The organism is Acidimicrobiia bacterium, from assembly GCA_041676705.1.
Classification (GTDB): domain Bacteria; phylum Actinomycetota; class Acidimicrobiia; order Acidimicrobiales; family SKKL01; genus Actinomarinicola.
On sequence record JBAYRL010000001.1, the window covers coordinates 55,165 to 67,698 of the forward strand.

The 12,534-nt window shown below is 54.8% G+C and carries 11 protein-coding genes and 2 tRNA genes; 6 read left to right on the top strand and 7 right to left on the bottom strand.

The features are described from left to right. The first annotated feature begins 84 nt into the window (after positions 1–84). Positions 85–159: transfer RNA gene (locus tag WC184_00285), tRNA-Cys, on the top strand. Between the two features lie 102 nt (positions 160–261). Here the strand turns inward: WC184_00285 and WC184_00290 are convergent. Next, positions 262–1,053, bottom strand: coding sequence for an enoyl-CoA hydratase/isomerase family protein (locus WC184_00290; protein ID MFA7476318.1), 792 nt, complete (start codon positions 1,051–1,053; stop codon positions 262–264). 126 nt (positions 1,054–1,179) lie between these two features. On the opposite strand from WC184_00290, the gene WC184_00295 reads away from it, so the two are divergent. Beyond that, positions 1,180–1,253, top strand: a tRNA-Val gene (locus tag WC184_00295). Positions 1,254–1,376: 123 nt separating this feature from the next. Beyond that, on the top strand, positions 1,377–2,141 hold the full coding sequence (locus tag WC184_00300; GenBank protein MFA7476319.1) for a DUF4328 domain-containing protein: 765 nt from the start codon (positions 1,377–1,379) through the stop codon (positions 2,139–2,141). A 111-nt stretch (positions 2,142–2,252) separates the two neighbouring features. Here the strand turns inward: WC184_00300 and WC184_00305 are convergent, their stop codons facing one another. Continuing rightward, a complete protein-coding gene (locus tag WC184_00305) occupies positions 2,253–2,891 on the bottom strand; it encodes a glycine zipper family protein (protein MFA7476320.1) in 639 nt (212 codons plus the stop codon). Between the two features lie 13 nt (positions 2,892–2,904). Then, complete coding sequence (locus tag WC184_00310; protein MFA7476321.1) at positions 2,905–3,558, bottom strand: PilZ domain-containing protein; 654 nt, start codon at positions 3,556–3,558, stop codon at positions 2,905–2,907. Positions 3,559–3,652: 94 nt separating this feature from the next. On the opposite strand from WC184_00310, the gene WC184_00315 reads away from it, so the two are divergent. Next, positions 3,653–6,364 (top strand): GNAT family N-acetyltransferase, encoded by a 2,712-nt coding sequence (locus tag WC184_00315; protein ID MFA7476322.1) that lies wholly within the window; start codon positions 3,653–3,655, stop codon positions 6,362–6,364. Positions 6,365–6,403: 39 nt separating this feature from the next. Here the strand turns inward: WC184_00315 and WC184_00320 are convergent, their stop codons facing one another. Continuing rightward, positions 6,404–7,543, bottom strand: a complete 1,140-nt coding sequence (locus tag WC184_00320) for an acyl-CoA dehydrogenase family protein (protein ID MFA7476323.1) — start codon at positions 7,541–7,543, stop codon at positions 6,404–6,406. Beyond that, entirely contained in the window at positions 7,540–7,938 is a 399-nt protein-coding gene (locus WC184_00325; protein MFA7476324.1) for a DUF971 domain-containing protein, read from the bottom strand. Before WC184_00325 ends, WC184_00320 begins: the two co-directional genes overlap by 4 nt. A gap of 51 nt (positions 7,939–7,989) precedes the next feature. Between WC184_00325 and WC184_00330 the strand changes: the two genes are divergently transcribed. Further along, positions 7,990–8,472, top strand: a complete 483-nt coding sequence (locus WC184_00330) for a GNAT family N-acetyltransferase (GenBank protein ID MFA7476325.1) — start codon at positions 7,990–7,992, stop codon at positions 8,470–8,472. Positions 8,473–8,570: 98 nt separating this feature from the next. Here the strand turns inward: WC184_00330 and WC184_00335 are convergent, their stop codons facing one another. Together WC184_00335 and WC184_00340 are read right to left on the bottom strand one after the other, a co-directional pair. Further along, positions 8,571–9,839: a citrate synthase gene (locus tag WC184_00335; GenBank protein MFA7476326.1), complete on the bottom strand. Its 1,269-nt coding sequence runs from the start codon at positions 9,837–9,839 to the stop codon at positions 8,571–8,573. Positions 9,840–9,959: 120 nt separating this feature from the next. After that, positions 9,960–11,306 carry a carboxyl transferase domain-containing protein gene (locus WC184_00340; protein MFA7476327.1) on the bottom strand — a complete coding sequence of 449 codons (1,347 nt, stop codon included), beginning with the start codon at positions 11,304–11,306 and terminating at the stop codon, positions 9,960–9,962. Positions 11,307–11,562: 256 nt separating this feature from the next. Here WC184_00340 and WC184_00345 point away from each other — a divergent pair, with 256 nt between their 5' ends. Further along, entirely contained in the window at positions 11,563–12,501 is a 939-nt protein-coding gene (locus WC184_00345) for a LysR family transcriptional regulator (GenBank protein ID MFA7476328.1), read from the top strand. The last annotated feature ends 33 nt before the right edge of the window (positions 12,502–12,534 follow it).

Here is a 12,534-nt window from a genome sequence, read left to right on the forward strand (position 1 = left end):
TTACCACTCTGCGCTCGTCGCCACGTACACTGCATAGCCCAGAGGTGGTGTGGCGGCGCATTGCGATAACCGCTCTGCCTTCAGGCGCCGGTGCCCGAGCGGCCCAAGGGAACGGCCTGCAAAGCCGTAAAGTCGTCGGTTCAAATCCGACCCGGCGCTCTAAGTGGTGCTCCCAGTTCGTTTCGATCGGCCAAATATCAGTCGCACGAAACGGTGGGAGCTACCATCACCCCTTGTCGAGGTTTGGTAGGATTCAGCCGATCATTCTCCGAGAAAATTTCCGGCTCGCCGTTCGGAAACGGCCCGGATTCCTTCCGCAGCATCGGCGGTCGCCGACAGAATTCGTTGCTGTTCTGCTTCATGTTTGGTAGCAGCGCGAACCCGATCGGCTAGGCCAGCACGTAAGGTTCGGTTAATCGCTCGCAAAGCCAAGGGAGCATTGACGGCGATCTCGCCCGCCCAGTCGATAGCGGCGTCGCGCAGTTCATCGCCTGGAACACAGCGATCGGCCAAACCCATCGCTACGGCTTCGTCACCTTTGTAACGTTTGGCACTCAAAAGCACCTCGGCGGCACGACTTGGACCCAAGATTTCAGGCAAGAGCACCGACAAACCGAACCCTTGATGGATACCAAGGGCGGCGAAATTAGCTGAAAATCGTGCTTCCGGGCTGGCAATGCGAAAATTTGTAGACATCGCCAGGCCTAAACCTCCGCCAATGGCCGGGCCTTGTACCGCTGCGATGGTGGGTATGGAAACTGCGCACAATCTTGCTGCCCAGGCGTAAAGCTGCTCGGTGGCAGAACCACCAATTGGTTCTGAGGCGCTACCGGCACCGAGAGGGCCATCGTCGCTGCCAAAATTAGCACCAGCACAAAAAGATCGGCCTTGCGCGCAAAGCACTGCCGCTCGAACCGTGGCGTTGTGCTCATACGATTCCAACGCGTCTGCGATTTCTGCGATGAGGCTGGTGGTGAGGAAGTTGTGGGGTGGGGTTTGCATCTCGATGATGGCCACGTTGCCCACAACATCGATTCCTAGTTGGCTTGCCATGGCACCACCCTAGGCGGTCTGGGCGATACGAACGGGCGTAATTCTGTGATCTTTATCGAGAGCATATACGCCATGAACCAGTGAGGATGCTAGAGTCTCTAATCCCAGCTTATTGCCTGGCAATAAGGGCGCATAGCTCAGTTGGTTAGAGCGCTACCTCGACACGGTAGAGGTCACAGGTTCGAATCCTGTTGCGCCCACTTCTTAGTCGATTGATTGTCGATTCGCAGTTGTTGGTGTGGCGAAGTAGCCCTCTAATACCGATAAGCGTTCAAGTAGCCAACCGTGAAAATGGCCCTAAACCCGAGCAATAGAGCACTTTTGTGAGTGACACCCAACAAGGACCAGATTGGTGGTTGGCGTCCGACGGACGCTGGTATCCACCAACTTCCGCTCCTGGTTATCCCAGTGTCCCGCTACCGTCAGCAGGATTAACTAAGTGGATTCAAATAATCTGGTGGGCAATGATCCCCTTGGGTCTAATCACCGCCGGACTAGGTAACCAAGCGTTAGCCAAAGCCCGTCTGTGGGGCAACAGTGGTACCAATCGCAGCCTCGATAATTGGTTCGAAAGCCACGAGGGTTTTTCGGGGGCGCTAGGGCTAGTCCTGTTGGTGTTGCTCGTGAATTTCATCTTGGTGATCGTCTGGATGAACGCGGCCTACAAGCACCAAACACCGTTTGCGCCGGGGAATCGACGCTGGTCATCGGGCTGGACCATTGGGGGTTGGTTTATTCCTTTCGCCAACTTCATTATTCCCAAGCTGGTCTTAAACGAAATTGAACGTGTCGCCGGAAGTAACGACGACGAGTTAAATACCTCTCGTTGGCGTCAGACGAAGTTGAATCTCAATGGGTATTGGTATTGGCTGGGGTGGGTAGCAGCGTCTATTTGTTTTGGGGGCTCAACCGTGTGGTGGGATGGCCGTGTCGATGCCAGGCACGTCGAAGATGTGGTCTTGAGCAATGTTGAAACTTTTTACCAGCTGAATATTGCGGGCAGCCTGTTTATCGGAGTGGCTGGTCTCTTTGGTGCCATTTATTATCGATACCTGGCGCGGCAATTAAAGGCCGGTAGCGAGTCTTAGCCGTAACCACAGCCTAGGTAGGCGTGTCCGCAGTTTGGACTAAGTAATCGGTGCGACTTGGCCAAGGCGCTGTTAAGGCCAAGCGCAGTTATGACCAACCGCCTCGGTAGCTCAGGTCTCGGCGGGTTGAGTGGCACCCTGTGAACTTGGTGCTCGAGCATACGCCCAGCGTTCATGCCAGGTGGCGTGATAAACGCCTTGATGAAAGTAAGTTCTTAGGTCGCGAATTGGCGGGTTGGTACGACGATAGCTGCGCAGCCAATACGGAAATATGGTGGCGAGGGCATAATTCGCGGCCACTAGGGGTAGATAGAACGGACCCAGCAGCCGAGCTTGAAAAACATGGACATTCTCATGGGCATCGACCAGGGCGTTTGATCCGGCCTTCACAATGCCCACCGTGGTGGCATAGCCAGCAATGGCTTGGTCAGTTAGATGGATGCTTCCCGAGTGGCGGCTCTTTGCATGGTCGGGGCCATTTCCACGTAATCGTTCTACGGCGTAAAAGAGTGCACCGGCCACCGTATTTGGGGCGCTCCAGGTAGCATCCACAAACCATTGTGAAACTCCGCGGAGCGACAACGCATAGGGCCTATGTTTTCGTACCACGAACGCATAGGGAACTGCTATGGCGCTGGTTGTCGCCGCCGGTATCAAACCCTTGTACCAGGGTAGTTTTCTACCGGAAAACAACTTTGTGGCTGCAGTTGCGGTAGCTAGTAGTAACGAAGCCTGGGAAAACGCGGCCATATTGGCCGAGGGTTTAGGGCTTTGCACGAGGGTTAGCAAGCCCGCGTTTCGAAATAGTTTCACGGTGCAACGCGAACACCGCATTAACCAGGCGATTTTGATCGCCCGGTGAGATGTCAATGAACTCTAGATGAGCAATTTTGCCGTCCTGCCCAGAACTGAAATCAACCACGTGTGCTTTGTTGGAGTGTTGAAAGCGTTGAGTGGAGAATTCCAGGTGCAGTTCATCTTCAGTGGTTGGCTCGGCATGAACGTTCCACCACAGGGCCATTCCGCCGGCGCTTAGGTCTTTGGCTTTGGTTCTGAAGCTGGGACCGGCCGGCATGACAAACACTTTCACTTCTAGATCAGTGTCAACGCGCAGATGTGAGCGGCGCTGTATCCGTTCCGTTTCTTCCGGCGCGCTAAGCGATACCCGAATCTTACGTTCGTTTAGGGCCAGCTCACGGGTAGAAAGGATGATCGATTCGAACTGTTGAACCCCAATTGGTTCAACATAGCTACAGGTAACTTTGGCACCTAATCGAAGGCGCAAGTTGGGTGGCACATCCATTAAAGCCACCAGCGCCTGGGAATCGGTTTCCAATGATGTGCCAGTAATTTGTATGGGTTGGCCGTTCATATCGTGGATGATGACCTTCATATCAGGCCGGAACTGCAGGTTCATATACACATTCTCGTAACAGGCATAAGCAGCAGACACCGATGACATCAGGCCAAACGACCCGGCCCGGATAATATTTTAGTATTAGTTTTGGAGTATGGCCCCGACTACTGGCGACGATCCTATCTTTCCACAAGATTACCCTCACCACTGGGAAGCAGATGTATTGCTGTCAGATGGTGCCACCGTTCGAGTGCGGCCAATACGCCCCGATGATGGGGAACGACTGAACGCTTTCCATAACCGGCAGTCCTCAGAAAGTATTTATTTACGGTTCTTCTCAGCCCGACCACGACTCTCAGCACGAGATATCGAACGCTTTACCAACATCGATTACCGCGATCGGATGGCGTTTGTGGCGATTTTAGGTGAGGAGATGATTGGGGTAGCGCGCTATGACCGTGAAGAAGGTAAAGCTCAGGCCGAAGTGGCCTTCATCACCGATGATTTCCACCATGGACGAGGTCTAGCCACCTTGTTGCTTGAATACCTGGCAGCGGTGGGACGCGAACAGGGGCTGACCCATTTCACGGCCACCACGTTGCCCCAAAACCGAAAAATGTTGGGGGTTTTCAAACAAGCTGGATTTAAAGTTTCAACCCGCTTTCTCGACGGGGTAATCCACGTGCTGTTGGGCATTGAGCCGACGCTTGAAGCTCAGGCCGCTATCGAAGACCGAGAACGCCGAGCTGAAGCTCGTTCTATAACCCGGCTTTTGTCGCCTCGTACGGTGGCAGTCATCGGTGCTAGCCGCCAACGCGGCAGTCTTGGGCACGAAGCTTTCCGCAATATTTTAGCTGGGGGATTTGCCGGGCCTGCCTACGCCGTCAACCCTTCCGCGCCCTGGGTTTTAAGCACTCGCACCTATCCAAGCGTTCTCGACATTCCTGATGAAATTGACCTGGCAGTGATAGCGGTACCGGCGCCTGAGGTTCTGAGTGTGGTTGAGCAGTGCGTCGAAAAAGAGGTCAAAGGGTTAGTTGTAATCTCGGCCGGTTTTGCCGAAGTTGGTGACGAAGGTTTGGAGCTGCAGCGCCAAATTGTAGATCTGGCCCGGGGCAATGGTATGCGCTTGGTTGGGCCCAACTGCATGGGTGTAATTAACACTGCCCCCACCGTCTCATTGCGGGCAACGTTCGCACCAGTGGCCCCACGTGCTGGGGGAGTGGGCTTTCTTTCCCAGTCAGGCACCTTAGGAACGGCCATCCTTGAACAGCTTGACGAACTGGGCCTGGGCACTTCGAGCTTTTTGTCGCTTGGCAACAAGGCCGACGTTTCGCTTAACGACTTGTTGCAGTTTTGGGAACAAGACGAACGCACCGACGCTGTGCTGTTGTATCTAGAGTCGTTCGGTAACCTTCGGAAATTTAGCCGGATCGCTCGTCGTGTCGGTAGAACAAAACCGATTGTGAGTGTGACTTCTTATGGGGCACGCCTTGATCGGGCTGGAGATTTTGGGTTACCACCGGAAGCCACCCTTGACGCCCTGTTGAGTCAAACCGGTGTCATCCGTGTGTCAACCTTGCAAAGCCTGTTTGACGTCACTCGAATACTACTGAAACAACCGTTGCCAACTGGCCCACGCGTCTCGGTGATTTCTAACTCCAGTGGACCTGCTCGCTTGGCGATTGAAGCCACCCGGGGTATTGGGTTGGAAGCGGCCCAAATGTCAGAACAGACCCAAGGCGCCATTGCCGAGGCCGCGCCCATCGCTACTCGTACCCGAAACCCTCTTGATCTCACACACCAGGCCCGCCCCAACCACTATGAGGACGTATTGCGGGTGGTGTTAGATGACCCCGAAACTGACGCCGTGGTTGCTATTTATGCGCCACCACTTCTGTCATCGGCTACCGAGGTGGTCGAAGCCTTGTCACGGGCTTCACGAGATTCCACGAAACCCGTGGTGGCGGTGGTATTAGGGGCCGACGCTCGCCGTGAAGAAATGGACCAGAGCCTTGACGTACCGGTGTTTGCATTCCCCGAAGAGGCTGTGCGGGCCTTAGGAAGGGTCACCAAATATCGGGCGTGGTTAAACGAACAACATGGTCCCCTAGCTGAAGTGGAAGGGGCCGATGCCAATGCGGCGGTCGAGCTTGTTCACGAAGCGCTTGAAGCTGCCGAGCTTGATACGGGTTCGGTCCTTGATCTTCCGCGTGAATCGGCGGTCGCTTTGGCTGCGACCTTTGGTATCCACCAAATTGAAAGTCGTTTTGCTCGCAGTGGCGACGAGGCCGTGGAGAGCGCACGTCAGCTGGGTTATCCGGTGGTGTTAAAGGCCGATGGGGTAGAGCGGGTTGCAAAAACCGAGTCGGGTGGCCTTGCAGTTGATCTTTACACCGATGATGAGGTTCGTGGTGCCTACAGTCGTATGTCAGAATTTCTGGGTGAAGCCATGAACCCGGCACTGGTGCAAAACATGTTGCCAGCAGGTGTTGATGTGGCCATTCGTTTGTTACAGCATGCCGCGGTTGGTGCCGTTATATCTATCGGCGTGGGCGGTGTGGTGAGCGGCCAAATTGGCTACGATGCGCTACGGTTCTTGCCTTTGTCGCCGCTTGATGCTGAGAGTTTAATTGATGATTCGGTGGTCGGGACCCAGTTAAAACATGGTTCGGTAGAACGCGCCCATTTAATCGACCTTCTGCTTCGGATTGGGGCCCTGGGAGAAGCGGTGCCAGAGCTTCAAGAAATGAGAATGAACCCTGTGGTGCTATCGACCGAGCGAGCGGCGGTCACTGATCTAAGGGTGCGTCTGGCTCATTGGACAGGTCGTGATGCTTCGGTACGGCGTATTGACCCTGATTAGGTGTCGCAACGCCGTAGCCGTAGGTATCTCTGAATCAGGTTAATTACGTGGTTCTCGAGGCAGACCCAGCACGCGTTCACCCAAGATGTTGCGTAAAATCTGGGTGGTTCCGCCCATGATGGTGTAGCCCGGAGCATAACAAATATTGTGGCTAGCTCGGGCTGCCAAGGCGTCGGTTCCGTCGCTTTCCCAAAGATTGGCCGTCATGCCCAAAACTTGGTAGCAAAAGTTGGCAACCTGTTGTTCAAGTTCGGTGCAGAACGTTTTAGTGGCAGCGGAAAAGCCTTTCGGGGCCTGCTGCAGCACCTCGCGATAAACCATAAGGCGGCCAATCCGAAATCGAGATTCAATGGCCGCGATTTCTTGGCGAACCACAGCATCAGGTTCGGAAAGTTGAGCCAGCGTGTCGATAAAGAGGGCCCGGTTGCTCACCAGACGGTCAATTCCGCCGCGTTCGTGCTCCATCTGTCGCATAACCTGGCTAAAGCTACCGTTTTCAGTGCCAATCAAATTCTCGACTGGAACCCGGACGTTATCGAAATAAACTTCACAAAAATGCTGGTTGCCCACCATGTCTTTAATGGGTTTAACCGTTATGCCTGGCGTGCTCATGTCTACCGCGAATTCGGAGAGGCTTTGGTGTGGCCGACCATTCGGATTGGTGCGGGCTATCAGATAACACCAATGCGCGCTTTGGGCCCCGCTGGTCCAGATCTTTTGGCCGTTGATGACCCACTCGTCGCCGTTGCGCACCGCCGAAGTACGTAGGGACGCCACATCGGAACCGGCATCGGGTTCGCTCATACCAATGCACCACAGCGATTCACCGGTAATGATGTCGGGAATCCAGCGTTGTTGTTGTTCGGGTTTTCCATACTCCAACAGGGTGGGTCCAATTTGGCGGTCTGCGAACCAGCTGGAAGCTACCGGGGCGTTGTTCGAGATTAGCGCTTCATAAACGACCAGACGTTCAATGGCTGGCCGCCCTCCGCCTCCAATGGTGGTGGGCCAGGTCATACCCAACCAACCTCGGCTGGCTAATTCCTTAGCAAAGGCGGTGTCTTGGCCAACCAACCAAGAATCTTCCTTATAACGATGAGTTTGGGTGTATTGCTTGGCTAAGGCGGTAGCTTCACTACGAAGCGCGACTAGCTCGGGAGTGAATCCAAAATCAATCACGAGATCTCCGGATAGGGCGAACGCATTGATCCTCCGCCCAAACCCGAATCGGGTGGGTAGGTGGCTTGTCCTGAATCACACCATTCGCGCATTGATGTCCAAGGGTAGATGCCAGTGGCATGACCATCATTCCAGGTGATCGCCAGTCCCCACGCTCCCACAAATTTAGCGGTCGAGATGGTTAAAGGAAGAGGCGAACGAGGTGTCGGCCAAGGGGCCACATCACGGTCCCTAGAACTGCGACATCCTGCGCACGGGCATGCCATGCGAAGCTCTTCTAATCCGAAGGTGCATTCCTTACCATCCTCGAAACGGATGGTCACACCTTTTTCACGTTCGATTACAACGTCAGCTACCTCAATACTTGTCACCTCTGCATCCTGCCACGCGGGCACGCTTTTCGCTCCTCTGAGGCACTTTGAGTGCTGGTGGGTTAGCGTATTGACGTGAACATTCGCCTGATTAAACCCGACGAATATAGTGAGCTCGCTGAACTTTCGGCATTAGGTTTCCGGGCCGCCGGATATGTCGATGAAGACTACGAACTTGAACTGCGTGACGTGGCTGGACGGGTGGCCAACTCGGAAGTGCTGGTGGCTCTAGATACCAATGGTCGCTTGCTTGGCGGAGTGACCTTTATTTCTGCTCACCCGTCGCCATACAGTGAGTTTGACCATGAAAACACGGCTGGGGTCCGCATGCTCTCGGTTCATCCGGGCGCTCGAGGCCAAGACGTTTCAGAAGCGCTGGTTCAAGCCTGTATCGACCGTGCTAAAGAGTTAGGTCGTAGCGCTATCATTGCTCATTCAGGCACCCTTGTTCGTGCAGCGCATCGTGTTTACGATCGTTTGGGATTTGAACGAGACCCCAACCTTGACTGGTGGCCGCTACCTGGAATTGAACTGCTCGGTTTTCGCTTAAACCTCTAACTTCGGCGTTCCCACATTGGATATGCTGCAAAACAACGAGGAGGCCCACCGTTTCGATGGGCCTCTTTTCTAGGTTTTGAAACTGGGCTGGCCAGGTTTTAGCGTTCGGCGATGTCTAGATAATTGCGCTCGCCGGAGCCCGTATAAACCTGACGGGGCCGTACGATACGCGAGTTCTGCTCAAGGGATTCCAACCAGTGAGCCAACCAGCCCGCCGTGCGGGGAATAGCGAAGAGCACGGTGAAGAGTTCTAGGGGGAAACCCATCGATTGGTAAATGAGCCCTGAATAAAAGTCGACGTTGGGATACAAGCGGCGGCTCACGAAGTAATCGTCGTTCAGTGCTACTTCTTCCAGCTTGAGGGCAATGTCTAGCAGAGGGTTCTTGCCGGTGACTTCGAAAACTTCTTCAGCGTGGCGCTTAATAATCGCGGCGCGAGGGTCGTAACTCTTGTAAACACGGTGGCCAAAACCCTGCAAGCGGCGTTCACCGTTCTTCACGCTTTGTACGTAATCGTCGACGTTGTCGTAGCTCCCGATATCGGTGAGCATGCGAATTACAGCTTCGTTAGCACCGCCATGGCGAGGACCATACAGCGCGGCGGTGGCGGCGGCGGTGGCGGAATAGGGGTCGGCGTGGGCGCTGCCGACAGTGCGCATAGCAGCGGTAGAACAGTTTTGTTCATGATCGGCGTGCAAAATGAACAGCACATCAAGAGCCCGAGCCAGGACCGGATCCGCCTGATAGTGGTTCTCGGCAATTTTCCACATCATGGAGAGAAAGTTCTCGGGGAACGAGAGCATGTTGTCGGGGTAGACGAAAGGCATGCCCACGCTGAAACGGTGTGCGCCAGCTGCGAGAGTTGGCATTTTTGCAATCAAGCGAATGACCTGACGCATGCGAACCGCTGGGTCGTCGATGTTTTTGGCTTCTGGATAGAAGGTGGACATGGCGGCCACCGCTGAAACCAGCATGCCCATGGGGTGGGCATCGTGGTGGAAACCTTCCATGAACCGTTTACGAACGTTTTCATGAATGAAGGTGTGATGGGTTATCTCGTGTGTCCAAGCGGCGAATTGCTCTGCGTTTGGAAGCTCGCCGTTAATCAAAAGGTAGGCAACTTCAAGGTAAGTAGAGTTCTCGGCCAATTGCTCGATGGGGTAGCCGCGGTAGCGAAGAATGCCTTCATCACCGTTGATTTCAGTGATGGCGCTGGTGGTGGCAGCAGTGGCACCAAAGCCTGGGTCTAAATACCAAATGCCGGGGATAAGACCTTGAATGGCTTCGGCTGAAATTGCGCCATTCACAATCGGAACTTCAATCGATTCGCCGGTGCGGTTATCGGTAATTGTTACGGACTCTGCCACTACATCTCCAAGGCTATGGTTAACGAGAATTGCGCCCAAGAACTAAAAGGGGCCCTATTTGAGGGTATCGCTCCTGGTGGTTTTGTGTGAACAAGTGGGCTTTAAATGCCTGCTTCTACCCTACAACGGTGTGTTGTCATGAGGGCGACCAACAAGAAGTTCTCTCTTGGTGTTTAGTGCTTCTAAGGCGTAGATAAGTTCGGTACGGGTTTCGCGAGGTTCGATTACGGCGTCGATGGAACCACGTTCAGCTGCCACATAGGGGTTGAGCAGGCGCTCTTCGTACTCACGCTCTAATTCGGCCCGGCGTTCTGGAGTTTCTCGGCGGTGCAGCACCTCGCTGGCTTGTTTAGCGCCCATGACGGCGATTTCCGCGCTTGGCCACGCCAGCATGAGGTCGTTGCCCATGTGTTTCGAGTCCATCACTATGTACGCTCCGCCATACGACTTGCGCATTACCACTGCTAAACGTGGGACGGTGGCGCGGGCATAGGCGAACGCCAGCTGAGCTCCGTGGCGAATCATGCCTCGCCATTCAAGATCTTTGCCTGGATAGAAGCCCGGCGTGTCAACCAAGGTAATTAACGGCAAGTTGAAGGCGTCGCAGAATGAAACGAACCGGGCACCTTTTTGGGAGGCGGGAATATCGAGAGTGCCAGCGAGAGCACTGGGCTGGTTGGCGATGATACCCACCGGGTGACCATCGAGGGTAGCGAGGCCGGTGACCAGATTTGTGGCCCAGGCTGACCGCAGCTCTAAGAATTCGTTTTCGTCAACGATTTCACCAATGACGTCGCGAACGTCGTAACTACCAGTGGGAGTGGTGGGTAGCAGTTCGCCTGCGGCTTCGGTACTGCGTTCGGCGGTATCGCTGGTTTGCCAACGCGGTGGTAGTTCATCGGCGTGATTCGGCAAGTAGGCGAGGACGTCGCCGATGATGCCTAGGGCCTCGTCGCGGTCGGTGGCGATAGCCGAGGCCACGCCGCTTGATCGAGCATGTGCATTGGCCCCACCGAGAGCATGGGTAGCAATGGGCACTCCAGTGAATTGGCGCACCATGGCGGGCCCACTGAGGAAAGCGTAGGCGTCTTCGGTCATTACGACGTGGTCGGCAAGACCAAGCAGTAACGCAGGTCCACTAACTGCTGGCCCCACCGCAGCTGCCAGAATTGGCACGATTCCTGAGGTGGCGGCAACCTCTTTGGCGGCCACCCCCCAACCCGTTAATGCCGCAATGCCTTCTTCAATATCGGCACCGCTAGAAGCCAAAATAAGTACCAGGGGCATATGTAAATCGCGTGCGGTCTTGGCCGCTGCTGCGATTGATTCGCCATCGGCAGGTAGGAGCGCTCCACGTTTGGTGTCGGAGTGTGATTCCACCAAGACCACTCGCCGTCCGTTTAGCTCATGAACGCCAACGTTGATGCTGCCAGGAACCTGCTTGCGTAAAGACAACAATATGGTCACTTAGGTACGACTTCATTCATCAGCGAAAAGTTACATCAAGACTTTAGCTAAAAATTGGAACAGGACCGGTCGGGGGGAGACCAGTCCTGTTCTAAAGGGGGTGACGAGGCCTTGGGGGGGACCGAACCGTCGTCACCGGCCATAGGCGGACCCAGGGGGGGCGGGTACATCGCCTTGGCTTATGTGATTACCATTGTGAACCAAAACACATGATCTGTCAAACTGTTCTTTCAGATAGGTGCTATCGTTTTTAGAGATGGATCTAAAACAGTTGGCCGCATTGGTAGCCGTGCACGAAACCGGTGGCTTCTCAGCCGCGGCTCGTGCCTTATACACAGTACAGTCAAATGTCTCGTCTCACGTGTCAAGATTGGAAAAAGAACTCGGTGCCACCTTGGTTGACCGCACGAGCGGAGCCCTCACCGAGGAAGGTTTGGCGGTTGTTGGCAGAGCGCGACGGATTCAGGACGAACTGGAAGCCATCGTCTCTGACGTGGCATCTCTTGGTGATGAAATAACTGGCAATGCTCGCATTGGTGTGATTGGAACGGTGGGGCGATGGTTAGTGCCTCGCCTGGTCGATGCCGTCCATCGTGAACATCCCGGCGTTCGGATGGTGGTTCTGGATGCCACGACCACCTCATTATTGCCAATGGTTGAATCGCATGAGATCGACTTTGCCATCGTCAACATTCCTGTGTTGAACGTGGAGCTTCTCACCGAGTCATTATTTAGCGAGGATCGTGTTCTGGTCACGCCAATTGATCACCCCTTAGCCGAGTGTGATTCAGTGGAGCTAGCCACACTGGCCGAATATGAGCTACTGCTTCCTCCAGCTGGCACCCTGTTTCGTGACGAACTCGACGACGCTGCAACTCGGATAGGGGTGGAGTTGAAATCGAAGGCCGAGGTCGACGGTATGCGACTACTAGCGTCCCTCGCCTTCCAAGGCTTTGGAGCGGCAGTGATTCCATCGGGCGCTGCGCCAGCGTGGGTAGGTGGTGAATGGACTGTAGCCGCCATTCAAGGCCTAGAACCGCGTTCGGTGGGTATAGTGAGGCGTCGCAAAGGCCGACTTTCCATGGCCGCCGAGGCAGTTCGGCATCAGATCCACGAGGTGGTAGCTAGCCAGCTTGAACAGCGAGCCGGTATTCACCCCGTAACCGAGCTGCCAGCTAAAAAGCACTCTGGCTAGAGCCAGCAGCAAGGTACGGGAGGTGATTGAGGA

Bases quoted from the DNA above. Each gene is read 5' to 3' on its own strand.
- WC184_00290 (MFA7476318.1), bottom strand. From the start codon at position 1,053: ATGGCAAGCCAACTAGGAATCGATGTTGTGGGCAACGTGGCCATCATC.
- WC184_00305 (MFA7476320.1), bottom strand. From the start codon at position 2,891: ATGGCCGCGTTTTCCCAGGCTTCGTTACTACTAGCTACCGCAACTGCA.
- WC184_00310 (MFA7476321.1), bottom strand. From the start codon at position 3,558: ATGAACCTGCAGTTCCGGCCTGATATGAAGGTCATCATCCACGATATG.
- WC184_00315 (MFA7476322.1), top strand. From the start codon at position 3,653: ATGGCCCCGACTACTGGCGACGATCCTATCTTTCCACAAGATTACCCT.
- WC184_00345 (MFA7476328.1), top strand. From the start codon at position 11,563: ATGGATCTAAAACAGTTGGCCGCATTGGTAGCCGTGCACGAAACCGGT.